Below are 22,135 nucleotides of genomic sequence, written 5' to 3' on the forward strand. Positions count from 1 at the left end.
GCGGACGGCGGCTGCGATACCTGTGGTCCCACGCTGTCGAGCTGCCCGCACAGACGGAGCAGCTCGACAGCGTCCCGGCAGACGGCCCGCTCGGGGAGCCGACGACCGCCGTCAGCCCTTCTCCAGGTACTCGGCACGTTCGGCGTCGACCAGGGCGGCGACGGACGCGGCCAGCGCCGGATGCCGGGCCAGCTCCGGGTCCTCCGACACCAGCTCGATCGCCTCGGCCCGGGCGTCCCGGATCAGGTCGGCGTCCCGCAACAGGGAGAGCAGCCGCAGGTGGGAGCGCCGCCCGGACTGGGCGGCACCGAGCACGTCGCCCTCCCGGCGCTGCTCCAGGTCCAGCTCGGCGAGCTTGAAACCGTCCGTCGTGGAGGCGACCGCGTCGAGCCGTTCCCGGGCCGGTGACCCCTCCAACGCCTCGGTGACCAGCAGGCAGATCCCGGCCGCCGTACCCCGGCCCACCCGCCCGCGCAGTTGGTGCAACTGGGACACCCCGAACCGGTCCGCGTCCAGGATGACCATCACGGTGGAGTTCGGCACGTCCACCCCGACCTCGATGACCGTGGTGGCCACCAGCACGTCCAGCTCACCGGCGGCGAACGACCGCATCACCGCGTCCTTCTCGTCGGCCGCCAGCCGCCCGTGCAGCACCCCGATCCGCAGCCCGCGCAACGGCCCCTCGGCGAGCAGCGGAGCCACCTCGGTCACCGCCAGCGGCGGCCGGCGCCCCGTCTCGTCCGCCGGGGGCTCCTCCTCCCCCGCCCCGGCCTCACCGATCCGGGGGCAGACCACGTACGCCTGGTGCCCGGCGGCGACCTCCTCCCGCAACCGACGCCACGCCCGGTCCAGGAAGGCCGGCTTCTCGGCGGCCGGTACGACGTGCGACGCGATCGGCGAGCGCCCGCGCGGCAACTGGGACAGGGTGGATACCTCCAGGTCGCCGTACACGGTCATGGCCACCGTGCGCGGGATCGGGGTGGCCGTCATCACCAGCACGTGCGGCGGTTGCCCGGCCTTGGCGCGCAGCGCGTCCCGCTGCTCCACCCCGAACCGGTGCTGCTCGTCGACCACCACCAGTCCCAGGTCGGCAAAGTCGACCCCCTCGTAGAGCAGGGCGTGGGTACCGAGCACGATGCCGGCCCGACCGCTGGCGACCTCCTCCAGCGCCCGCCGCCGGGCCGCCGCGCCCAGCGAGCCGGTGACCAGCTCGACCCGGGTACCGGACGGGTCGCCCTCCAGCTCACCGGCCCGGCCCAACGGCCCGAGCAGGTCCAGCATGCCCCGGTGGTGCTGGGCGGCGAGTACCTCGGTCGGCGCCAGCAGGGCGGCCTGCCCACCCGCGTCGACCACCTGGAGCATGGCCCGCAGGGCCACCACGGTCTTGCCGGAGCCGACCTCGCCCTGGAGCAGCCGGTGCATCGGGTGGCCGGTACCCAGGTCGGCGGCGATCTCCCGGCCGACGTCCCGCTGGCCGGCGGTCAGCTCGTACGGCAGCCGGGCGTCGAACGCGTCGAGCAGGCCGCCGGACCGGGCCGGGCGGGGTCGGGCCGGCGCGGCGCTCGCCCGGTGCTTGCGCTGCACCAGGGTGAGCTGCACGGCGAACGCCTCGTCCCACTTGAGCCGGTGCCGGGCCCGGTAGAGCGCCTCCTTGCTGGCCGGTCGATGGATGTCGTGCAGGGCGGTGCCGAGGCCGACCAGTTTGCGGGTGGCCCGGACGGTGGCCGGCAGTGGATCCTCCGGCGGGGTGAAGGTGTCCAGCACCACCCGCACGCAACGGGCGATCACCCAGGTCGGTACGGCGGCCGCCGCCGGATAGACCGGGATCAGCGCACCGGCGAACTCCTCGATCTCCTCGCTGGCCGCGGCGTCCCCCTCGGTCGACTCCCCGAGCAGGACGTACTCCGGGCCGTTGAGCTGCCGTTTCCCCCGGAACTCGGTGACCTTGCCGGCGAACATCCCCCACCGGCCGGGCTTCAGCTCGCGCTCCCGCCACGCCTGGTTACCGAAGAAGGTCAGGGTGAGCTGACCGCCGGAGCCGTCCCCGACGGTCACCTCCAGCAGGTTGCCCCGGCGCTGCCGCATCGGGCGTACGGCGGTGCGCTGCACCTGGCCGAGCACGGTGACCTGCTCGCCCACGGCCAGCGACCGGATGTCGGTGTGTTCGCCCCGTTCGTCGTACCGGCGGGGGAAGTGGTAGATCAGGTCACCGGCGGTGTGCAGATCCAGGTGACCGGCGAGGGCCTTCGCGGTCTTCTCACCGACCAGCTTCTTCAGCGGGGTGTCCGGCGTGGTCTGCTGCTCACTCATTCGACCCCCACCAGGAGCGGATAGTTCGGCTGCCCGCCGGGGAAGCCCTGGACCTCGACGAACGGCCACCGCCGGGCCACGTGCGCCTGGAGCACCTCGGCCAGCCCGTCCGGCGCGTCCGCGCCGTAGAGCAGGGTGACCAGCTCCCCACCACCACCGAGCATCCGGTCCAGCAGGGCGGTCGCGGTGTCGACCAGGTCGGCGCCGATCAGGTGCACCTCCCCCTCCACCAGGGCGAGCACGTCACCCGGGCGGCACGGGCCGGCCACCGTCAACGCCTCCCGGCGGGCGTGGCAGACCTCCGCGTACCGGCAGGCCCCGGCGGCCTCGGCCATCGCGATCACGTCATCCTCGAAGCGGCGCCCCGGGTCCCGGACGGCCAGCGCGGCCAGCGCCTGCACCGGCGACCGGGTCGGCACCACACTCACCTTGATCCCCGACAGGTGCGCCTCGCGGGCCGCCGCACTCGCCACCGCCTGGGTGTTCGGGTCGTTGGGCAGTACCACCACCCGGGCCGCCCCGGTGGCCCGGACCGCGTCGAGCAGCTCACCGGTGGACGGGTTGCCCGGCACCACGGTCGCCCCCTCACCGGCGAACAGCTCGGCGATGCCGGCACCGGCCGCGACCACCACGGCCGCCCGGGCCGCCGGCTCCGGGGTCGGCGGTAGGCCCGGGGGCGGGTGGTCGGCGAACCGGGTGACCGAGATCTGGTACGGCCGGCCGGCGGCCACCCCGGCCTCCACCGCCGCACCGACGTCGTTGACGTGCACGTGCACGTTCCAGGTGGACGACTCCTCGGGCGTGGCCCCGTCACCGACCACCACCAGCGAGTCACCGAGGGAGTCCAGCACCTCGCGCAGCCGCCGCACCGCGGTGGGCTCGGCGTCGAGCAGGAACTGCACCTCGTAGGCGTACTCCTCGGAACCGGTCTCCCGGACCACGGTGACCGGCCGCCGGACCGGCGCCGGACCGGCCGCCGGGCGCTCCCCGGTGACCACCTCGACCAGCGCGTCGAGCAGCAGGCAGAGGCCCCGCCCACCGGCGTCGACCACGCCGGCCCGGGCCAGCGCGGGCAACTGCTCCGGGGTGTGGGCCAGCGCGTCGGTGGCCCCGACCGCCGCCGCCCGGGCCACCACCGGCAACTCGTCGCTGGCCGTGGCCTCGGCCGCGTCCGCTGCCGCCCGGACCACGGTGAGCAGGGTGCCCTCCACCGGCCGGGCGACCGCGGACCAGGCGGCCCGGGCGGCGGCCCGCAACCCGCTGGCCAGTACCCGGCCGCGCACCGTCTCGGCGGCGGCGACAGTGTCGGCCAGCCCGCGCAGGATCTGCGACACGATCACCCCGGAGTTGCCCCGTGCGCCGAGCAGCGCGCCCCGGGCCATCAGCCGCAGCGCGTGGCCGTGCGGCCGGGTCTCCCCCTCGGGGGTGTTGTCCAGGTCCAGCGCCAGCGCCTGCTGGGCGGAGGTGAGGGTGAGGACCAGGTTGGTGCCGGTGTCGCCGTCGGGCACCGGGTAGACGTTGAGGTCGTCGATCTCGCTCTGGTGCCGCTTGAGCGCTGCGAGCCCGCCCGCGCACCACCGGCGTACCGCTGCCGCGTCCAGGGTCTCCAGCACGCGAAAAGCCTACTGGCGACGGCCGACAGCCGCCCGGGTCGACCGGCTTCCCCCGCCGTGTCCCACCCGGCGGGTCAGGGGTGGTTGGCCGGTCCGGCGGGGCATCGGGTAACCTGGCCAGGTTGCCCGGGCAGCGCCTGCCCGCGACCTCATGAACGTATCAATCTCAGGAGTATCCCGTGGCTAGCGTGTGCGACGTCTGTGGCAAGGGACCGGGCTTCGGCCACAACGTGTCCCACTCGCACCGGCGGACCAACCGCCGCTGGAACCCGAACATCCAGTCGGTGCGTACCCCCGCCGGTGGTGGCAACACCCGCAAGATGCAGGTCTGCACGTCGTGCATCAAGGCCGGCAAGGTCACCCGCGCCTGACGCGGTAACACATGCTTGAGGCCCGGCCGCCCCTTAAGGGGCGGCCGGGCCTCAAGCATGTGTAAGGAATGGCCCCCGCTTAACGTTTCCGGTAGAGGAAGGGCCCCTTCTTAACAGCCCGACGGATCAACCGCCCGACGGACGCTCGGCGAGTCGGTCCGCCGGACGCTCAGAGGGTACGGCCGAACGAGATGCACCCCGGGTGGTCCCGGTAGTAACCGAAGTTGGGGATGCGCTCGTAGCCCGCCGCGGTGTAGAGGGCGATCGCCTCGGGCTGCTTGTCCCCGCACTCCAGGACCAGGCGTTTGCGCCCGTGTTCGCGCGCCGACCGCTCGACCGCGGCCAGCATCCGCCGGGCCACCCCGCGTCCCCGGGCCTCCGGCGCGGTGTACATCCGCTTCAGTTCGGCGATCTCCCCGGTGTCGCCGTGGCTGCGCCAGCCACCGCAGCCGACCGGCGCCCCGGCGAGGTACCCGACGAGGAACGCGCCGTCCGGCGGGTCGAACTGGTCGGCGCCCAACGGGGTGTCGTCGCCGGTGCCACCGTACCGGCCGGCGAGGTCGGCGAGCGCGGCGCTGACCAGTTGCAGGGCCACCTCGGAGTCGAAACGCACCACGCGGATGTCAAGCTCGGTCACGGGCGCAAGGGTACGACGCGTCCCGTCGGCAGCCCGCCCGACCGGCCCCGATCGGTCGTCCGTCGCTGCCGTCACCGGAAGTGGTCCCAACCGGCCGGACCGTCGAACGGCCGGCCGTCCACGGTCACGCCCCGGCCCTCGACCACCCGGCCGACCGGCCGCCAGTTGGCGGGCAGGGCGACCGCCCGGGGGAAGGTGGCGGCCAGGGCGTGGTCGTCGCCACCGCCGAGGATCCAGGTGTACGGGTCGACGCCGAGGGCCTGGGCCGCGTCCCGCATCTGCCGGGGCACCTCGAAGGCGTCCCGGTGCAGGTCGATCCCGACCCCGCTGGCGGTGGCGACGTGTCCGAGGTCGGCGATCAGCCCGTCCGAGACGTCGATCATCGAGGTGGCGCCCAGCCGGGCGGCGTGCGGTCCGGCCGGGTACGGCACCTCCGGCCGGCGGAACGCCTCGACGAGCAGTTTCGGGGTGCGGAACCCCCGGGACAGCACGGTGTAGCCGGCGGCGGCGTACCCGATCCGGCCGGCCAGCGCGACCACGTCCCCCACCCGGGCGCCGGAGCGGACGACGGGGGGACGGCCGCCCAGGTCGCCGAGGGCGGTGACGGCGATGGTGAGGGTCGGGCTGGCGGACATGTCCCCGCCGACCACGCTCGCCCCGACCAGGGCCGCCTCCCCGGCCAACCCGTCGGTGAATTCCTCGACCCAGTCGACCGTGACGTCCGGCGGGATGCAGAGGGCGACCAGCAGCGCGGTGGGTACCGCGCCCATCGCGGCGATGTCGGCGAGGTTGGCCGCCGCCGCCCGGTGGCCGATGTCGCCGGCTGCCGACCAGTCCCGCCGGAAATGCCGCCCCTCGACCAGCACGTCGGTCGAGGCGGTGACCCGCCCGTCCGGTGACCGGACCACGGCGGCGTCGTCACCGGGCCCGAGCAGGCAGGTCGGACCGCCGGTCAACCGGGCCGTGACCCGGTCGATCAGGCTGAACTCCCCGGTACCCGACACGCTCATAGCCGCTCGCTCCTCGCTTCTCCCTGACCACCGATAGGGATCAGACCAGCTCGTAAGGTAGTTTCACCGTCGAGCCGCTCTGACCGGCGGCGGACGGGAGTCAGGTCGTGGTACAGGCGTACATCCTCATCCAGACCGAGGTCGGCAGGGCGCGTGACGTGGCCGGCGAGATCGGGGACATTACGGGCGTCGTCCGGGTCGACGCCGTGACCGGGCCGTACGACGTGGTGGTGCTCACCGAGGCGAACACCGTCGACGAGCTCGGCAAGCTGATCGTCAGCAAGGTGCAGATGGTGCCGGGCATCACCCGCACGCTGACCTGTTCGGTGGTGCGGCTCTAGGTGGACCGCAGCACTTTCCCCGGGTCCGGGGCGCCGACCGGCTCCGAGGCAACGACCGGGACCCAGGCGCCGACCGAGGCACCGGCCGGAACCGAGGCAACGACCGGGGCCGAGGCACCGACCGGGGTGACCACCACGACCGATGCTTCCTCGGGCATCGACCTGGACCGTTCGGAGACCACCGGTGACGGCGGTCCGGCCAAAGCAGCCGGTGGTGGCGGCCGTACCGGCGACCGGACCACCCGGCAGGCGTCGCTCTGGGCCACCCTGGTGGCGGTACCGGTGACCGTGGCGGTGGCGCTCTTCGCGTTCGCCCAGCTCAGCCCGGATGCCCCGGACACCCCGGCCGCCGGCCCGAGCCCCACCGCCGCCCGGCCGCAGTCGACCGCGCCGGTCGAGCTGGCCGCACCGCGACTGGGCGAACGGCAGGCCACGGTCTGCCGGGCGCTGCTGTCCCAGCTCCCCCCGACAGTGCGTGACCTGGCTCAGCGGCCGGTCACCGCCGGTGCCGAGCAGAACGCCGCGTACGGCGATCCGGCGCTCACGCTGGCCTGCGGTGTCGCACCGGCCGAGGTGCTGCCCACCGACGAATTCTGGGTGATCAACGGGGTCTGCTGGCACGCCGCCCAGCGCCCCGAAGCGGTCGTGCTGACCACGGTCGACCGGGAGGTGCCGGTGCAGGTGACCGTTCCCCGGATCTACGAGCAGCCGTTGCAGTGGGTGGCTCCGATCTCCGAGACCACGGTCGCGTCGGTACCGTCGGCGAAAACCGCACCGGCCGGCTGCCGGGGTTGAGTCGCGGGCGCGGGCCGGGGACGCACCGGCCCGCCGCCCCGCCCCCCCCCGAAGCTGGGAAAAGGAAACGACGCGGGTCCCCTACCCCGTCAGCGGATGGTCAGTCCCCGGTCAGCGGATGGATCAGTGCAGGCCGACGCCCCGCCGCAGGGCCGTCCGGATCAGCCGGTTCACCAGCTTCGGGTACTCCAGGCCGGCGGCGGCCCACATCCTCGGGAACATCGACGACGGGGTGAAGCCCGGCATGGTGTTGATCTCGTTGAGATAGATCTCCAGGTCGGGGGTGACGAAGAAGTCCACCCGGGCCAGGCCGGCGCAGTCCAGCGCGGTGAACGCCCGGGTGGCGTACTCGCGGACCTGGGCGGTCACCCGGTCGGGCAGCTGGGCGGGGATGTCGTACTCGCAGGAGGACTCCGAGTCGATGTACTTCGCCTCGAAGTCGTAGAAGTCGTGGTCGCCGACGACCCGCACCTCGGCGAGCAGGGACGCCTCGGGAGCGCCGCCGGCCTCTCCCTCCAGCACGCCGCACTCGATCTCCCGGCCGACGATCGCCCCCTCGACGAGCACCTTCGGGTCGATCTGCCGGGCGGCGGCGACCGCCGCGTCGAGCTGCGACCAGTCGTCGACCTTGCTGATACCGAACGACGAGCCGGCCCGGGACGGCTTGACGAAGACCGGCAGCCCGAGCCGCTCCCTGTCCGCCTCGCTCAGCGTCGTCCCGCTGCGCAGCACGGCGTACGGGCCGACCGGGATGCCCTCGGCGGCGCAGAGCTTCTTGGTGAACTCCTTGTCCATCGCGGCGGCGGAGGCGAACACGTTCGCCCCGACGTACGGAATGCCGGCCATCTCCAGCATGCCCTGGATGGTGCCGTCCTCGCCGTACGCGCCGTGCAGCACGGGAAAGACCACGTCCACGTCGGCCAGAGCCCGGGGGCCGTCGGTGGGGCCGAGGACCAGCAGCCCGTTGCCGGTCGGGTCGGCGGGCAGCACGACCGCCGAGCCGGAGGTTTCGGTGATCTCCGGCAGCCGGCGTGCCTGAATGGCGAGGGTGGCCGGGTCACCGCTGGTCAGCACCCACTGCCCGGCCCGGGTGATGCCCACCGGGACCACCTCGAACTCGTCCGGGTCGAGCGCGGACAGCACACTGCCCGCGCTGACGCAGGAGATGCCGTGCTCGGGGCTGCGCCCGCCGAAGACAAGGGCCACACGGGTCTTACCTGGGGTGGTCACAGAGTCACCTTTCATCCGCGACCGGCCGGTCCGCTGAAGGACGCGACCGGTCGTGCCCTGGCGGGTACGGGCGCGCCAACCGCCGTGCTCGCCGCTGGCGCTCACCTCGGTGACCCTACTCTGCGTGGTGGTCGGCCGGATTGTTACCCGAAGGACCCGGTGAGCGGCGGCGCACCCCGTGGTGCTACCCGCGACGGAGGGTAACGAACCTCCGGGGCGGGACGGATACCCGGCCGGTCGGGCGACCCACTACGCTGCTTCGGTTATGAGCCACGATGCCCTGATCGACAGTCTCAGCGCGGCTGTCGAGGCCCGCCCGGACGACCTTCCGCTGCGGCTGCACCTCGCCGGGCTGCTGCTGGACGCCGGGCGGCAGGCCGAGGCGATCGGGCAGGTGGGGCAGGCGCTGGTCCGTGACCCGGGAAACGCCCAGGCGCAGGAGCTGATGCGGCGGGTGCTCGCGGGGGGCGTACCGGGACAGCGGTCGGCACCGACGGACGACCCGGCGCCGACGGAGCCGGCGCAACCGGGGCCGGACCAGGCGCGGCGACCGCCGGAGCACCAGCCGGCACGGCCCGCCCCGGGGGACGATCCGTTGGCCGCGTACGAGCAGGAGCTGGCCGACGTGGTGCCACCCCGGTTCGTCCGGGCCGGTGACGAGCCGGAGCCGGTGTCCGGGGACGCGGACCGGATCTTCGACGTGGAGGCCTCGACCGTGCGGCTGGCCGACGTGGGCGGGATGCAGGCGGTGAAGGAGCGGCTGGAGCTGGCCTTCCTCGGTCCGTTGCGCAACCCCGAGTTGCGCCGGCTGTACGGCAAGAGCCTGCGGGGTGGGCTGATGCTCTACGGCCCGCCCGGCTGCGGCAAGACCTTCCTGGCCCGGGCGGTGGCCGGCGAGATGGGCGCGAAGTTCCTCTCGTTGTCCATCGTGGACGTGCTGGACATGTGGATCGGCAACTCCGAACGGAACCTGCACGAGTTGTTCCAGGCCGCCCGGCGCAACGCGCCCTGCGTCCTCTTCCTCGACGAGATCGACGCCCTGGGGCACAAGCGCTCGCAGGTGAACTCCAGTTCGATGCGGACCCTGGGCAACCAGTTGCTGGCCGAACTCGACGGCATGGAGGGCAACAACGAGGGGGTGTTCGTGCTGGCGGCGACGAACACCCCGTGGGACGTGGACCCGGCGCTGCGGCGCCCCGGCCGGCTGGACCGGATGGTGCTGGTACTGCCACCCGACGCCGAGGCCCGGGGCGCCATCCTGGAGTACCACCTGCGGCAGCGGCCGATCGACCGGATCGACCTGCGCCGGGTGGTCGCGGCGACGGAGGACTTCTCCGGTGCGGACCTGGCCCACCTCTGCGAGACTGCGGCCGAGTTCGCGATGGCCGACTCGGTACGCCGGGGCGAGGTCCGGATGATCGGCCAGGCCGACTTCGACCGGGCCCTGAAGGAGGTCCGGCCGTCGACGCGCCCCTGGCTGGCCACGGCCCGCAACGTGGCGATGTTCGCCAACGAGGGCGGGGTCTACGACGACCTGGTCGCCTATCTGAAGCAACGCCGGCTGCTCTGAGCCGGGTCAACCGCCGGCTGAGCGGCGCCGGCTGCTCTGAACCGGGTCAACCGCCGGCGTAGCGGCGGCCGACGGCGATCACCTTGACTCGCTGTCGACCGGCCCGGACCATGCCGAGGGCCATGAACGCCTGGGCGATCCGGTCGGCCGCCTCCCGACTGCTGGCGCCGACCACCTGCCGGCGCCGCTCCGGGCTGAGCCGTTCGTTGCGGCCACTGTGGGTCAGCGGCCGGACGTCGGTGAGCACCACCAGGAAGCGGGTCATCCGGCACCACCTGCCCGACCACGACATCGGGCCGCCGAGGCATCACCCACGGCGGTTCACCTCCGGTTCGGCGGTGGTGGGGGCGAGCCCACCGGACACGTCCCGACACACGTAGGCGAGGTCCAGGTGGATCCAGGCGCCGAGGTTGTCCCGAAGCACCGGGCGTGTGCACCAGCGGCACCGGGAGACCCGGGGCCAGCAGCCGGTCGCGGTCATTCGACTTCCCTCCGGTCCGCGGTGGTGGAGGCACACGGCGGTCGGGCCCGGGGGACGGGACCCGACCGCCGTGCGCCTCATTCCCCTCCGGTCACCCACCTCCACCGTCGACGCGACCACTGAAGGTGAGGACGCGATGACAGATTGACACCCAGGAAGGCATGAATGCAACTCTCACCCAAGTTCTCTCATGCACGGTTTCTCGTGGATGTGTGTCACCATCGATGGCATGGCACCGAAGACCGCTCGCGCCCGTCGACTCGGCATCGCCCTGCGGCAGGCCCGCGAAGCTGCGGGGTACACCCTGGAGTCCGCTGCGGACGAGATCAACAGCACCCGCAGCACCCTGTCCCGGTACGAGAACGCGCAGACCCTGGTCAGCCCGGCGACGGTGCGCGCCCTGCTCACCCTCTACGGGGTCAGCGGTGACGAACTGGCCGCCACGGTCCAGCTCGCCAAGGACGCCCGCAAACCCGGCTGGTGGGTCTCCTACTCGTACGTGCTGGACCGCCGGACGATCGACTTCATCGCCCTGGAGGCCGAGGCGACCGCGATCAGCAACTTCGAACCCTCGGTCGTACCGGGCATGCTCCAGACCGCCGACTACATCCGGGGCGTGATGCGCGGCGGGCCGCACACCCTCGGCGACGACGAGGTCGAACAGCGGGTACAGGCCCGACTCGACCGGCAGCAACGGCTGACCGCCGACGATCCGCCGATCTTCGACGCCATCATCGACGAGGGCGCACTGCTCCGACCGGTCGGCGACGCCTCCGCGATGGACGCCCAGCTCGCCCATCTGCTGAAGATGTCCGAGCTGCCGAACATCACCGTCCAGGTGATTCCGCTCGCGGCCGGTTACCACCGGGGCACCCGGGGCTCCCTGCACATCCTGGAGTTCGCCGACCCCGAGGATCCGATCATCGCGTCGGTGGAGACGGTGGCCGGCCAGATGATCATTGACCGGCCCGGTGAGCTGCGGGTCTGCGCCAAGATCATGGAGCATCTACGAGCCGTCGCACTCAGCCCTTCGGCGAGCCGCGACCAGATAGCCAACCTCATGAAGGGACGGTAGGAACCATGTCACCGACGATCGACGAGGCGCTGGCCAACGCGGCCTGGCGCAAGAGCAGTCGCAGTGGCGACCAGGGCGCCTGCGTGGAGATGGCGGCCATCCCGCAGACCGTGGCGGTACGCGACTCCAAGGACCCGGGCGGCCCGGTCCTGCTCTTCACACCGGCGGCCTGGGCGGCGTTCGCCAGCGCGCCGCCGCAGCCCTGACCGGCACCGACTGACGTCCGTCGACGGTCCCGGTCGACGGACGTACCCCGGGTGGGGCCGGTGGCGACGTCTCCCCGCCACCGGCCCCACCATCACCCATCCGGCCGGCGCCCTCGGCGCGCGACCTGACCGGCAACGGGTCGCCCGTCGGGGCCGGCCGGTTCAGTCGACCGTGGCGTCCAGCGCGGCGGTCAGGTCGGCCAGCAGGTCGACGGTGTCCTCGACGCCACAGGAGAGCCGGACGAATCCGGGCGACGTGTCGTCCCCCCACTGCGCCCGCCGGTCCGCGCTGGTGTGCAGGCCACCGAACGAGGTCGCCGCAGCGACCAGCCGGGCGGCCGTCAGGAACCGCCCGACCCGCTCGGCGGTACCGAGGTCGAACGAAACGATCCCGGGGAACCGCCGCATCTGGGTCGACGCCACCGGATACGCCGGATCGTCCGGCCGGCCCGGCCAGCGCACACCCTGCACATCGGGGCGGGCGAGCAGCAGCCCGGTCACTGCGGCGGCGTTCGCCGACTGCCGGGCCAGCCGCAGGTCCAGAGTGGCCAGTGACCGGTGCGCCAACCAGGCGTCGAACGCACCGGGTACCGCGCCGGTGCTGGCCCGCCAGACCCGCAACGCGTCGAGCAGGTCGGCGTCGCGGGTCGCGACGTAGCCGAGCAGCAGATCCGAGTGACCGGACAGCGCCTTGGTGCCGGACGCCACCACCAGATCCGCACCGAGATCGAGGGGACGCTGCCCCAGCGGCGTGGCGGTGGTGTTGTCCACCGCGACCAGCGCCCCCGCCCCGTGCGCGGCGGCGGCGAGCGCAGCCACGTCCGCCACGTCCAGGCCGGGGTTGGCCGGGGTCTCCAACAGCAGCAGCCGTACGCCCTCGAACGACGGGTAGGGCCCGGCCGTCGGGGCGTACCGCACCCGGACCCCGATCGGCTCCAGGGTCTGGGCGGCGAACGCCCGCACCGCGAAGTAGCCATCGGCGGGGAGCAGCACGGTGTCACCGGAGTGCAGCACGGTCAGCAGCAGTGCGGTGACCGCCGCCTGGCCGGTGGCGAAGGCGAGGCAGTCGCCCCCCTCCAGTTCACCGATCGCCGCCTCCAGCCGGCGGCGGGTCGGGTTGTCCGGGCGGCCGTACCCGTTCGGGCTCGCCGCCGGCCCCTGCCACGGGTCGAGGTGGTACGGCGCGGCGAGCACCGGACCGGGCAGGAACGGCTCACCGGGTACCGGCTCCGGCAGCCCGGCGTACACGCACCGGGTGCCGTCGCCGTCACCGGGACGCAGGTCAGCGCTCATCGGTCACTCCGGTTTCGTGGTACGGCTCATCAGGGCGGCCATCGCGACCCCGGGATCGACCCCCTCGTGGCAGACCCGCTCGACCTGCTCGGTGATGGGCATCTCCACCGCGTGCGCCCGGGCCAGGTCCCGGATCGCCAGGCAGCTCTTGACCCCCTCGGCGGTCTGCCGGGTGGCGGTCTGCGCCTGCTCCAGGGTCTCCCCGCGCCCCAGGTGCTCACCGAAGGTACGGTTCCGCGACAGCGGCGACGAGCAGGTGCCGACCAGGTCCCCCATGCCGGCCAGGCCGGCGAAGGTGAGCGGATCGGCGCCGAGGGCCACCCCGAGCCGGGCGGTCTCGGCCAGCCCCCGCGTGATCAGCATGGCGCGGGTGTTGTCGCCCAGTCCCATCGCGCAGGCGATGCCGTACGCCAGCGCGATCACGTTCTTGACCGCGCCGCCCAGCTCGCACCCGGTCACGTCGTCGTTGGTGTACGGCCGGAAGTAGGGCGTGGTGATCGACCGCTGTACCAGGGTGGCCCGGGAGACGTCGGTGCAGGCGACCACGGTGGCGGCGGGTTGTTCGAGGGCGATCTCCGGAGCGAGGTTGGGCCCGGAGACCACCGCGACCCGGTCCGGGGCGACCCCGGCGGCCTCCACGATCACCTCGCTCATCCGCTTCGTGGTGCTCAGCTCGATGCCCTTCATCAGGGACACCAGCGTCGAGTCGGGGGCGAGGAAACCCGTCCACCCGGCGAGGTTGGCGCGCAGGGTCTGCGACGGTACGGCGAGTACCACCACCTCCGCGCCGGAGATGGCCTCCCCGGCGTCACTGGTGGCGCTGACCCGGTCCGGCAAGCGCAGGTCGGGCAGGTACTCCGGGTTGGTCCGGGTGGTCCGGATGGCCTCGGCCACCCGTTCCCGACGGGCCCAGATCGTGACGTCCCGCCCGGCGTCGGCGAGGATCTTGGCGAACGCGCTCCCCCAGGAACCCGCGCCCAGGACCGCGACGTGTCCGGTCACGCGGCACCCGCCTGGCGCCGCCGCGAGTCGGTCCCGTCACCGGACGTGGGTGCCTCCGCGCCCGACTGAGCGGTCCGGTCCGGCTGCTGCGGCCGGGCCCAGAGCGGCGGCGCGGTGCCGCCACGGATGCCGGCGAGCAGGTCGCGCAGGCTGAGCATGATCTCCTCGGTTATCTCGTCCAGGGTCGCCTTGGTGGGTGGGGCGCCGGCCCACCGGCTCAGGTCCACGGGCGGTCCGGCCACCACGGTCACCGGTCGCCGGGGGCGCGGATCCCACCGGTTGTTACGGGGGTCGAACATCCGCTCCGGCCCCCACATCGCCAGCGGTACCACCGGGGCACCGGTGGCCAGCGCGAGCCGGGCGGCACCGGTCTTGCCCCGCATCGGCCACAGGTCGGGCTCCCTGGTGATGGTGCCCTCCGGGTAGATGACCACGGCGCCGCCGGCGTCCAGCGCCGCGACCAGGGTGTCCAGCGACCGGGCCGCGTCCACCGAGCCGCGCTCGACCGGGATCTGCCGGGCCCTGTGCAGCAGCCAGCCGACCACCGGCACGCGGAAGACGCTGGCCTTGCCGAGGTACTGCGGCCAGCGGCCGGCGTCGTAGACGAAGTGCGCCGAGACCAGCGGGTCGGCGTGCGAGATGTGGTTCGGGACGATGATCACGGGGCCGGTCAGGGGTACGTGCTCCATGCCGAGCCAGGTACGCCGGGTCCAGACGGTCAGCACCGGCTTGATCAACACCACGGGCAACCGCCGCCAGAACCCCAGCCTGCGCCGCGCCACTGTGCCTCCTCGGTCCGCCCGCCTGCCGCCCGCCGACGCCGCCCGCCCCGGTGACGCCCGCAGCGAAATCATGCCTGCTGCCACCGGGTACGGCCAGCGAAGGGTACCGGTACGCCTGGCAGGATTGCGCCGTGGGCGAGCCGGACTGGACCGTGGTGGTACCCGTGAAGCGCCTGTCGGTCGCGAAGAGCCGGTTGCGGGGCGCCCTGCCCGGCGTACCCCATGAAATGTTCGCCCTGGCCCTGGCCCGGGACACCGTCCGGGCGGCGCTGGCCTGCCCGGTGGTGGCCCGGCTGACGGTGGTCACCGACGACGCGGAGGTGGTCCGGGTGGCCCGGGCCGAGGGTGCGCAGGTGGTGGCCGATCCCGGTGGCGGGCTCAACGCGGCCTGCGCCGCCGGTGCCGACCGGGCCGGCGGCGGCTGGGTGGCCGCACTCGCCGCGGACCTGCCGGCGCTGCGGCCGGCGGAACTGGCCGACGCGCTGCACGCCGCCAGCGGCGGCGGTCCGGCCCGGCACTTCGTCGCCGACGCCCCGGGCACCGGGACGGTGCTGCTGGCCACCGCGCCCGGCACCCCGCTGGGGCCCCGGTTCGGCGGCGGTTCGGCGGTCGCGCACGCCGAGTCCGGGGCGGTCGCGCTCACCGGGGACTGGCCCACCCTGCGCCGGGACGTGGACACCGCAGCCGACCTGGCCGAGGCGGCCGTCCTCGGGCTCGGCCCGCACAGCGGCGCCCTGGTCGGCGCCCTCCGTGCGGCAACCGACCACTAACCACCCGCCGATTGCTGAACCGCCCACCGACCACCGAACCACCGGCCGACCCCGGTGTACGGTGCTGGCATGCAGGGCACCGTGGCGACCTACGACCAGCAGACCCGCTCCGGCACCCTCCTCCTCGACGACGGCACGGAGCTGACCTTCCCGGCCGCCGCGTTCGACGCCTCCGGTCTGCGACTGCTCCGGCTCGGCCAGCGGGTCACCATCCACCGGGACGCGTCGGGCCAGGTCAGCCGGGTCGCCATTCCCGGCGTGAGCTGAGTCGCGGGTCGGCAAGTTCAGTTTCCGTTCACCTGGATCGGGTCATGATTGACCGGTGAGCACCCCCGCCGGCCGCCGGCCACGCCAGACCAGGACCACCACCGGAACCGGTACGAACAGCGCCCGGCCGGACACCACGTCCGGCACCACCGGTACCGCCGGCACGACCGGCCCAGCGGTGGCCGGGGCGCCGGGTTCCGCCGGGGTCGACGAGGTGTCCAGCGCGGACGATCTGCGGCCCGCCCCGGCCGCCGGAGCCGACCGGGCGGACGACACCGGGCCGGCGGTCCCCGCGCCGCTGCCGGAGGACCGTTTCCTCAACCGCGAGCTGTCCTGGCTCGACTTCAACGCAAGGGTCCTGGCGCTGGCCGAGGACCCGCGCACCCCGCTGCTGGAGCGGGCCAAGTTCCTCGCCATCTTCGCCAGCAACCTCGACGAGTTCTTCATGGTGCGGATCGCCGGGTTGAAGCGGCGGCTCCAGGCCGGGCTGCCGGTGCGCGGCGGCCACCAGCTCCCGCTGCGGGCCCAACTCGACCTGATCGCCGCCAAGACCGTCGACCTGGTGGCCCGGCACGCCGGCTGCTTCGTCGGCGACGTGCTGCCGAAACTGGCCGCCGAGGGAATCCACATCTTCCGCTGGGCGGACCTGGACGCCGCCGAACGGGAACGGCTGCGGACCTACTTCCGGCAGCACATCTTCCCGGTGCTCACCCCGCTGGCGGTTGACCCGGCGCACCCGTTCCCGTACATCTCCAACCGGTCGCTGAACCTGGCGGTGACCGTCCGGGACCCGGACGGCGGATCGGAACTCTTCGCCCGGGTCAAGGTGCCCAACAACGTGCCGCGCTTCGTCCGGGTCAACCCGGACCAGCCGGGCGTCCGCTTCCTGCCCGTCGAGGACCTCATCTCGGTACACCTGGGGCAGCTCTTCTCCGGCATGCAGGTGGTCGAGTGCCACCTGTTCCGGGTGACCCGCAACGCCGAGGTGGAGGTGGACGAGGACCGGGACGAGGACCTGCTCCAGGCCCTGGAACGGGAACTGGCCCGCCGCCGGTTCGGCCCGCCGGTACGCCTGGAGGTGGCCGCCTCCATCTCCGACCACGTCCTCGACCTGCTGGTCCGGGAACTCGACATGGACAGCCAGGACGTGCTGCGGGTGCCCGGCCTGCTCAACCTGGCCGCCCTCTGGCAGATCTACGAGGAGTCCGACCGGCCCGACCTGAAGGACCGGCCGTTCGTGCCGGCCACCCACCCCCGCCTGGTGGAGGGTGAGGTGCCCCGCAGCGTCTTCGCCACACTGCGGGACGGGGACATCCTGGTGCACCACCCGTACCACTCGTTCGCCACCAGCGTGCAGCGCTTCATCGAGCAGGCTGCCGCTGACCCGGACGTACTGGCCATCAAGCAGACCCTCTACCGGACCAGCGGTGACTCGCCGATCGTGGACGCCCTGATCGACGCCGCCGCCGCCGGCAAACAGGTGGTGGTGCTGGTGGAGGTGAAGGCCCGCTTCGACGAGGTGGCCAACATCGGCTGGGCCCGGATGCTGGAACGGGCCGGCTGCCACGTGGTCTACGGCCTGGTGGGGTTGAAGACGCACTGCAAGACCGCCCTGGTGGTCCGGCAGGAGGGCAACCAGATCCGGCGCTACTGCCACATCGGCACCGGCAACTACCACCCGAAGACCGCCCGGCTCTACGAGGACTTCGGGATGCTGACCGCCGACCCGGAGGTCGGTGCCGACCTGACCGACCTGTTCAACGTGCTCACCGGGTACAGCCGGCAGACCGCGTACCGGCGGCTGCTGGTAGCCCCGCAGGGCATCCGGCACGGGCTGATCGAACGGATCGAACGGGAGGTCGCGCACACCCGCCCGGGCATGCCGGGCCTGGTGCAGTTCAAGGTGAACTCGCTGGTCGACGAGAAGATCGTGGACGCGCTCTACCGGGCGTCGCAGGCCGGGGTGCACATCGACCTGGTGATCCGGGGGATGTGCACGCTGCGGCCGGGGGTACCGGGGCTGTCGGAGAACATCCGGGTCCGGTCGATCCTGGGCCGGTTCCTGGAGCACTCCCGGATCTTCCGGTTCGGCAACAACGGCGACGCGGAGTTCTGGATGGGCTCGGCGGACCTGATGCACCGCAACCTGGACCGCCGGGTGGAGGCCCTGGTCCGGGTGACCGACCCGGTGGCCCGCGCCGAACTCGACCACGTACTGACCGCGTCGATGAGCCCGGAGGTGGCCGCGTTCGAGCTGGCCGCCGACGGAAGCTGGCACCGCCGGGCCGGTACGGCGGAGACCCCGTCGCCGCACCTCCAGGAGATGCTGCTGCGCCGGGCCGGCGGTACCCCCGGCTGAGCCGACCACCGACCCACGGGAAATAGGCTGACCTGATGGTGGGTGCGAGACGGGAGCGGGTGCGGTGACAGACGGGACGACGATTCGGGCGGCCGGCGGGGTGGCCTGGCGTCCGGCCGGTGACCGGGCCGAGGTCTGCCTGGTGCACCGGCCCCGCTACGACGACTGGTCGCTGCCCAAGGGCAAGCTGGAACCGGAGGAACCGGCGCTGCTGGCCGCCGTCCGCGAGTTGGCCGAGGAGTCCGATGTCCGGGCGGTACCCCAGGTCCGGTTGCCCAGTGTGCGGTACGTCAGCGAGGGGCGGCCCAAGGTGGTCGACTACTGGTCGATGCGGGCGGTGGGCAACGGCGGTTTCCAACCGGACACCGAGGTGGACGCGGTCCGCTGGCTACCGGTCGACGAGGCGGTCCGGTTGGTCAGCTACCCGCACGACGCGCTGGTGCTACGGGCCTTCGCCGGACTGCCTCCGGTGACCGTGGCGCTGGCCGTGGTCCGGCACGCCAGCGCCGGCAAGCGGGCCACCTGGTCCGGGCCGGACGTGGCCCGGCCGCTCGATGTCACCGGATGGGCGCAGGCGCGCCGGCTGGCCCCGCTGCTGGCCCTGGTCCGGCCGGTACGCCTGTTCGCCGCCACCGCACGTCGCTGCGTGCAGACCCTCGACCCGCTCGCCGAACTGCTCGACCTGCCGATCGAGGCGGCCGGCGACTTCGACGAGCCACGTCCCGGCCAGAACGCGCAGGAGAACGCCCTCGCCGCCGCCGGCCGGCTGCTGGAGTTGGCCACCACCGGTGACCCGGTCGCGGTGTGCAGCCAGGGCGGGGTGCTTCCCGGTGCACTGGCCCGGCTCGCCACCCACCGGGTGGCCGGACCAGCCGACGTCCCGGGTTGCACCGCAGCCGGGCCCGACGCGGACTGGACGACGCCGAAGGGCGGCGGGTGGCTGCTCGCCTTCGCCGACGACCGGCTCGTCGCCGCCGACCCCCTGTAAGGAAGGGCCCCCTATTAACGTTTTCGGTAGAGGAAGGGCCCCTTCTTAACGCCCCTCGTCCAGAGTGACCGCCACCGGCAGGTGGTCCGAGGCGGTGCTCCGGGGCACGGCCACGTCCCTGCCGCGCAGTTGTGCCGAGACGAACACGTGGTCGATCTGCTCGACCGGCCGGTCCGCCGGACTGGTGGCCAATGGCCGACCGGCGGCCAGTGCGTCGACCAGCCCGGCGGCGGTGAACTCGGCGAATGCCGGGTCACCCGGTTCGGTGTTGAGGTCGCCGGCCACGACGAGCGGCCGTCCGGCGGCGTACCCGGTGGCGAAGCGCGCCACCGCGCGGGCCTGAACGACCGGACCGGCGTCCGGTGGTGGTTGCAGGTGGGTGGAGACGACCACGAGTTCCCCGCCGGGCCGGTCGACGGTGACCGCGAGAGCCTGTGCCCCGGTCGGCGCACCGACCGCCGGTAGCCGGAGCATCCGGGCGTCCCGGACCGGGAAGCGGGTGAGTACCGCGTCGCCCCAGACCGGGTCGGCGGCCGGCGCGAAGACGTACGGCAGGCGCAGCCGCCCGGCCAGCAGGTCGAGGGTGTCGTGCCCACCGTTGAGCAGCCAGCCCCGGTCCACCTCGCTGAGCACCACCACGTCCGGCCGTTGACCGGCGAGTACGTCGACCAGTCCGGGGAGGTCGAGTCGACCGTCCAGGCCGAACCCCATCCGGATGTTGTACGCCACCAGCCGGACCGGTGCGGCCGGACCGGTGGCAGCAGGCGCGGTGGCAGCCGCCGGGACGGTGCTGGCGGGCGCGACGGGTACCGCGAGCACCGCAGCGAGCAGGCCGGCCAGGGCGAGCCCGCCGGCCAGCCGCAGACCGGGCACCCGGGCGTCCGGCTGACGCCACGCGAACCGGGTCGCGGGCGGTTCCCCGGTAACCCTGGTCGCGGCCGGCTTCCCGGTAGCCCTGGTTGCGGGCGGTTCCCCGGTAACCCGTGTCGCGGGCGGCACCCCGGCGCTCCGGGTCGGCTGTCCGCCCCGGAGCGCGACCAGGGCCACCACGACCGCGACGGCGACCGGTACCCAGCCGTTGGGGTAGCCGAGGTCGTAGGCCGCGTAGTACCCGACAGCGGCCACCGCGAAGACCACCATCCCACCGACCGCCGCATACGCCGCCCGCCCCGCAGCGCCGGGGTGGAGCCCCGAGCCGGCCACGGGCGCGTCCACCGGGTCGGTCAGGCGCAGGCACGCGCCGAGCCCGAGCGCGGTGAGCAGAATCGCCGGTACCAGCAGCGGCGGCCGGTCCAGCGCGAAAAGCGCGGTCCCGGCGAGCAGTACCACCGGCGCGGACCAGCGCAGCGCCCTGCGGTGTGCCGGCTCCGGCCAGGCGTGGGCGGCCAGCACGAACAGCCCGGTCGCAGCGGCGCAGAGCAGCCCCTGCGGCAGTCCGTGCCACGGCAGCGACCGGGCGGTACCCCCGGCGCCACCGAGGTACGACACCGCCGTACCGGCCAGCGCCGGGGAAAGCGCCACCATGCCGGCGAGCAGCAGCACCGGGCCGACCGGCCACCAGGCTCGCGCAGCGCCGGGCGACACCGTCTCCGGCACGCCCGCCTGCGCCACCACAAGGAGCACGGCGAGTACCGCACTGACCGTCCAGGCCGTGGCACCACCGCGCCACACCAGGTCGTACGTGTCCAGCATGGTGTGCCCGACCGCGCCGAGTGCCAGCCCCAGCACCAGTCCGGACCGGGGCCGTACGCCGCTGGCGGCCCCGGCCGCGAGCCAGACCAGTCCGGCGAGCAGGCCGGCGCTGGCCAGGTAGAGCTGCATCTGTCCACCGGGCGCGGCGGTCAGCGTCAGCCGGCTACCGGCGAGTCCGAGCGCCCCGGCCAGAGCGACCTTCCGGGTACCGACCCGACGGATCAGCGCCGGGGCGGCCAGTGGCAGCAGGAACCAGCCGAGCGCAAAGGCGCCCATCAGTTCGGCCGGGGTGGACGCGGCCTGGCCGAAGATGGTGATGATGGTGGGCAGCCAGACCCGCAGGACGTCGACGAGGAGGAGCACGCCGAGACAGGTGGCGGCGGTCGCGGTACGGGGGTGACGCATCGGCACTCCGAAGGGGGTGGAGGGAGGCGGTCTGCGCGCGATTGTCGACCTGTCCGGCGTACGGATCAACGGGTCCCGGGCGGCGGACATGCAAAGGGGCGCCCACCGCCGCTGGTGGACGCCCCTGTGGTGCAGTGGGTCAGCGCTTGGCTGCGGCCTTCTTGGCCGGAGCCTTCTTGGCCGCCTTGGTCGCCGCCGTGGTGCTCTTCGCGGCGGCGGTCGTCTTGGTCGCCGCCTTCTTGGCCGGCGCCGCCTTCTTGGTGGTCGCCTTGGCGGTGGCCGCCTTCTTGGTGGTCGCCTTGGCGGTGGCCGCCTTCTTGGTGGTCGCCTTCGCGGCGGTCGTCTTGGTCGCCGCCTTGGCCGGCGCGGCCTTCTTGGTGGCGGTGGCCTTCGTACCGGTCGCCTTCGCCCCGGCGGCCTTCGCGGTGGTCGCCTTGGCCGTGGTGGCCTTGGCGCCGGCCGCCTTCGCCCCGGCGGCCTTCGCGGTGGTCGCCTTGGCCGTGGTGGCCTTGGCGCCGGCCGCCTTCGCCCCGGCGGCCTTCGCCCCGGCGGCCTTCGCAGCAGCGGCAGCGGTGGTCTTCTTCGCCGCCGCAGTGCTCTTCGGCGCCTTGCCGCTGGCGACCATCTCCTTGAAACCGGCACCCGGGCGGAATGTCGGCACCGATGTCTTCTTGACCTTCACCGCCTCGCCGGTACGCGGGTTCCGGGCTGTTCGTGGCCCCCGTACCCGCTTCTCAAAGACTCCGAAACCGGTGATCGCCACCCGTTCGCCCTTGGTGACCGCCGCCTGTACCTCTGCGAGGACCGCGTCGAGCGCGGCCGTGGCCGTCTTCCGGTCCCCCAGGCGAGCGGCGAGCGCCTCGATGAGCTCGGCCTTGTTCACGACTTCCTCCTGATTGTGCAACTGGACTCCGCGTGCCATTCTGCGCGCACGGTAT

General features: G+C 73.3%; 22 protein-coding genes. 10 read left to right on the forward strand and 12 right to left on the reverse strand.

Annotation, left to right across the window (positions count from 1 at the left end; all coding sequences use genetic code 11):
- Positions 1-111 precede the first annotated feature (111 nt).
- Together recG and V6U90_RS15480 are read right to left on the reverse strand one after the other, a co-directional pair.
- Entirely contained in the window at positions 112-2,310 is a 2,199-nt protein-coding gene (recG, locus tag V6U90_RS15475; RefSeq protein ID WP_334436227.1) for an ATP-dependent DNA helicase RecG, read from the reverse strand.
- On the reverse strand, positions 2,307-3,923 hold the full coding sequence (locus V6U90_RS15480; RefSeq protein WP_334436230.1) for a DAK2 domain-containing protein: 1,617 nt from the start codon (positions 3,921-3,923) through the stop codon (positions 2,307-2,309). The genes recG and V6U90_RS15480 overlap by 4 nt, the downstream gene beginning before the upstream one ends.
- Positions 3,924-4,102: 179 nt before the next feature.
- Here V6U90_RS15480 and rpmB point away from each other — a divergent pair, with 179 nt between their 5' ends.
- On the forward strand, positions 4,103-4,294 hold the full coding sequence (gene rpmB, locus V6U90_RS15485) for a 50S ribosomal protein L28 (protein ID WP_208817575.1): 192 nt from the start codon (positions 4,103-4,105) through the stop codon (positions 4,292-4,294).
- A 169-nt stretch (positions 4,295-4,463) separates the two neighbouring features.
- On the opposite strand, the gene V6U90_RS15490 is transcribed toward rpmB, so the two are convergent.
- Both V6U90_RS15490 and V6U90_RS15495 read right to left on the reverse strand, forming a co-directional pair.
- The gene (locus V6U90_RS15490) at positions 4,464-4,931 is read right to left on the reverse strand and encodes a GNAT family N-acetyltransferase (RefSeq protein WP_334436236.1); all 468 of its coding nucleotides are present in this window, start codon (positions 4,929-4,931) and stop codon (positions 4,464-4,466) included.
- Between the two features lie 71 nt (positions 4,932-5,002).
- Complete coding sequence (locus V6U90_RS15495) at positions 5,003-5,941, reverse strand: thiamine-phosphate kinase (protein ID WP_334436239.1); 939 nt, start codon at positions 5,939-5,941, stop codon at positions 5,003-5,005.
- Positions 5,942-6,048: 107 nt separating this feature from the next.
- Between V6U90_RS15495 and V6U90_RS15500 the strand changes: the two genes are divergently transcribed.
- Positions 6,049-6,282, forward strand: a complete 234-nt coding sequence (locus tag V6U90_RS15500) for an Lrp/AsnC ligand binding domain-containing protein (RefSeq protein ID WP_334436241.1) — start codon at positions 6,049-6,051, stop codon at positions 6,280-6,282.
- A 126-nt stretch (positions 6,283-6,408) separates the two neighbouring features.
- Positions 6,409-7,077 carry a DUF3515 family protein gene (locus V6U90_RS15505; protein ID WP_442933594.1) on the forward strand — a complete coding sequence of 223 codons (669 nt, stop codon included), beginning with the start codon at positions 6,409-6,411 and terminating at the stop codon, positions 7,075-7,077.
- Positions 7,078-7,200: 123 nt separating this feature from the next.
- On the opposite strand, the gene V6U90_RS15510 is transcribed toward V6U90_RS15505, so the two are convergent.
- Positions 7,201-8,307, reverse strand: coding sequence for a D-alanine--D-alanine ligase family protein (locus V6U90_RS15510; protein ID WP_334436247.1), 1,107 nt, complete (start codon positions 8,305-8,307; stop codon positions 7,201-7,203).
- A 265-nt stretch (positions 8,308-8,572) separates the two neighbouring features.
- On the opposite strand from V6U90_RS15510, the gene V6U90_RS15515 reads away from it, so the two are divergent.
- The gene (locus V6U90_RS15515) at positions 8,573-9,877 is read left to right on the forward strand and encodes an ATP-binding protein (RefSeq protein WP_334436250.1); all 1,305 of its coding nucleotides are present in this window, start codon (positions 8,573-8,575) and stop codon (positions 9,875-9,877) included.
- A gap of 46 nt (positions 9,878-9,923) precedes the next feature.
- Here the strand turns inward: V6U90_RS15515 and V6U90_RS15520 are convergent, their stop codons facing one another.
- On the reverse strand, positions 9,924-10,142 hold the full coding sequence (locus V6U90_RS15520; protein ID WP_208815727.1) for a hypothetical protein: 219 nt from the start codon (positions 10,140-10,142) through the stop codon (positions 9,924-9,926).
- 42 nt (positions 10,143-10,184) lie between these two features.
- Positions 10,185-10,358: a hypothetical protein gene (locus tag V6U90_RS15525; RefSeq protein WP_334436255.1), complete on the reverse strand. Its 174-nt coding sequence runs from the start codon at positions 10,356-10,358 to the stop codon at positions 10,185-10,187.
- A gap of 229 nt (positions 10,359-10,587) precedes the next feature.
- Here V6U90_RS15525 and V6U90_RS15530 point away from each other — a divergent pair, with 229 nt between their 5' ends.
- Both V6U90_RS15530 and V6U90_RS15535 read left to right on the forward strand, forming a co-directional pair.
- The gene (locus V6U90_RS15530) at positions 10,588-11,433 is read left to right on the forward strand and encodes a helix-turn-helix domain-containing protein (protein ID WP_334436258.1); all 846 of its coding nucleotides are present in this window, start codon (positions 10,588-10,590) and stop codon (positions 11,431-11,433) included.
- A 5-nt stretch (positions 11,434-11,438) separates the two neighbouring features.
- Entirely contained in the window at positions 11,439-11,639 is a 201-nt protein-coding gene (locus V6U90_RS15535; RefSeq protein WP_334436262.1) for a DUF397 domain-containing protein, read from the forward strand.
- 162 nt (positions 11,640-11,801) lie between these two features.
- Here the strand turns inward: V6U90_RS15535 and V6U90_RS15540 are convergent, their stop codons facing one another.
- Genes V6U90_RS15540 through V6U90_RS15550 form a run of 3 tightly spaced genes read right to left on the reverse strand, consistent with a single transcriptional unit; the run spans position 11,802 to position 14,716 of the window.
- A complete protein-coding gene (locus V6U90_RS15540; RefSeq protein ID WP_334436263.1) occupies positions 11,802-12,932 on the reverse strand; it encodes a cystathionine gamma-lyase in 1,131 nt (376 codons plus the stop codon).
- Between the two features lie 3 nt (positions 12,933-12,935).
- A complete protein-coding gene (locus tag V6U90_RS15545; protein ID WP_334436265.1) occupies positions 12,936-13,934 on the reverse strand; it encodes an NAD(P)H-dependent glycerol-3-phosphate dehydrogenase in 999 nt (332 codons plus the stop codon).
- Positions 13,931-14,716 carry a lysophospholipid acyltransferase family protein gene (locus tag V6U90_RS15550; protein WP_334436268.1) on the reverse strand — a complete coding sequence of 262 codons (786 nt, stop codon included), beginning with the start codon at positions 14,714-14,716 and terminating at the stop codon, positions 13,931-13,933. The genes V6U90_RS15545 and V6U90_RS15550 overlap by 4 nt, the downstream gene beginning before the upstream one ends.
- A 131-nt stretch (positions 14,717-14,847) precedes the next feature.
- On the opposite strand from V6U90_RS15550, the gene cofC reads away from it, so the two are divergent.
- The 4 genes from cofC to V6U90_RS15570 all read left to right on the forward strand — a co-directional run bounded on the left by cofC (position 14,848) and on the right by V6U90_RS15570 (position 19,100).
- Positions 14,848-15,486 (forward strand): 2-phospho-L-lactate guanylyltransferase, encoded by a 639-nt coding sequence (gene cofC / locus V6U90_RS15555; RefSeq protein WP_334436271.1) that lies wholly within the window; start codon positions 14,848-14,850, stop codon positions 15,484-15,486.
- Positions 15,487-15,555: 69 nt separating this feature from the next.
- The gene (locus tag V6U90_RS15560) at positions 15,556-15,753 is read left to right on the forward strand and encodes a cold-shock protein (RefSeq protein WP_334436273.1); all 198 of its coding nucleotides are present in this window, start codon (positions 15,556-15,558) and stop codon (positions 15,751-15,753) included.
- 232 nt (positions 15,754-15,985) lie between these two features.
- Positions 15,986-18,112 (forward strand): RNA degradosome polyphosphate kinase, encoded by a 2,127-nt coding sequence (locus tag V6U90_RS15565; RefSeq protein ID WP_442933595.1) that lies wholly within the window; start codon positions 15,986-15,988, stop codon positions 18,110-18,112.
- 64 nt (positions 18,113-18,176) lie between these two features.
- Positions 18,177-19,100, forward strand: coding sequence for an NUDIX hydrolase (locus tag V6U90_RS15570; protein ID WP_334436275.1), 924 nt, complete (start codon positions 18,177-18,179; stop codon positions 19,098-19,100).
- Positions 19,101-19,145: 45 nt separating this feature from the next.
- Here V6U90_RS15570 and V6U90_RS15575 read toward each other — a convergent pair whose 3' ends face one another.
- Positions 19,146-21,197, reverse strand: coding sequence for an endonuclease/exonuclease/phosphatase family protein (locus V6U90_RS15575; RefSeq protein ID WP_334436278.1), 2,052 nt, complete (start codon positions 21,195-21,197; stop codon positions 19,146-19,148).
- A gap of 139 nt (positions 21,198-21,336) precedes the next feature.
- Positions 21,337-22,080 (reverse strand): HU family DNA-binding protein, encoded by a 744-nt coding sequence (locus V6U90_RS15580; RefSeq protein ID WP_334436281.1) that lies wholly within the window; start codon positions 22,078-22,080, stop codon positions 21,337-21,339.
- Between the last annotated feature and the right edge of the window lie 55 nt (positions 22,081-22,135).

The organism is Micromonospora sp. CPCC 206060, from assembly GCF_036906895.1.
GTDB lineage: Bacteria > Actinomycetota > Actinomycetes > Mycobacteriales > Micromonosporaceae > Micromonospora.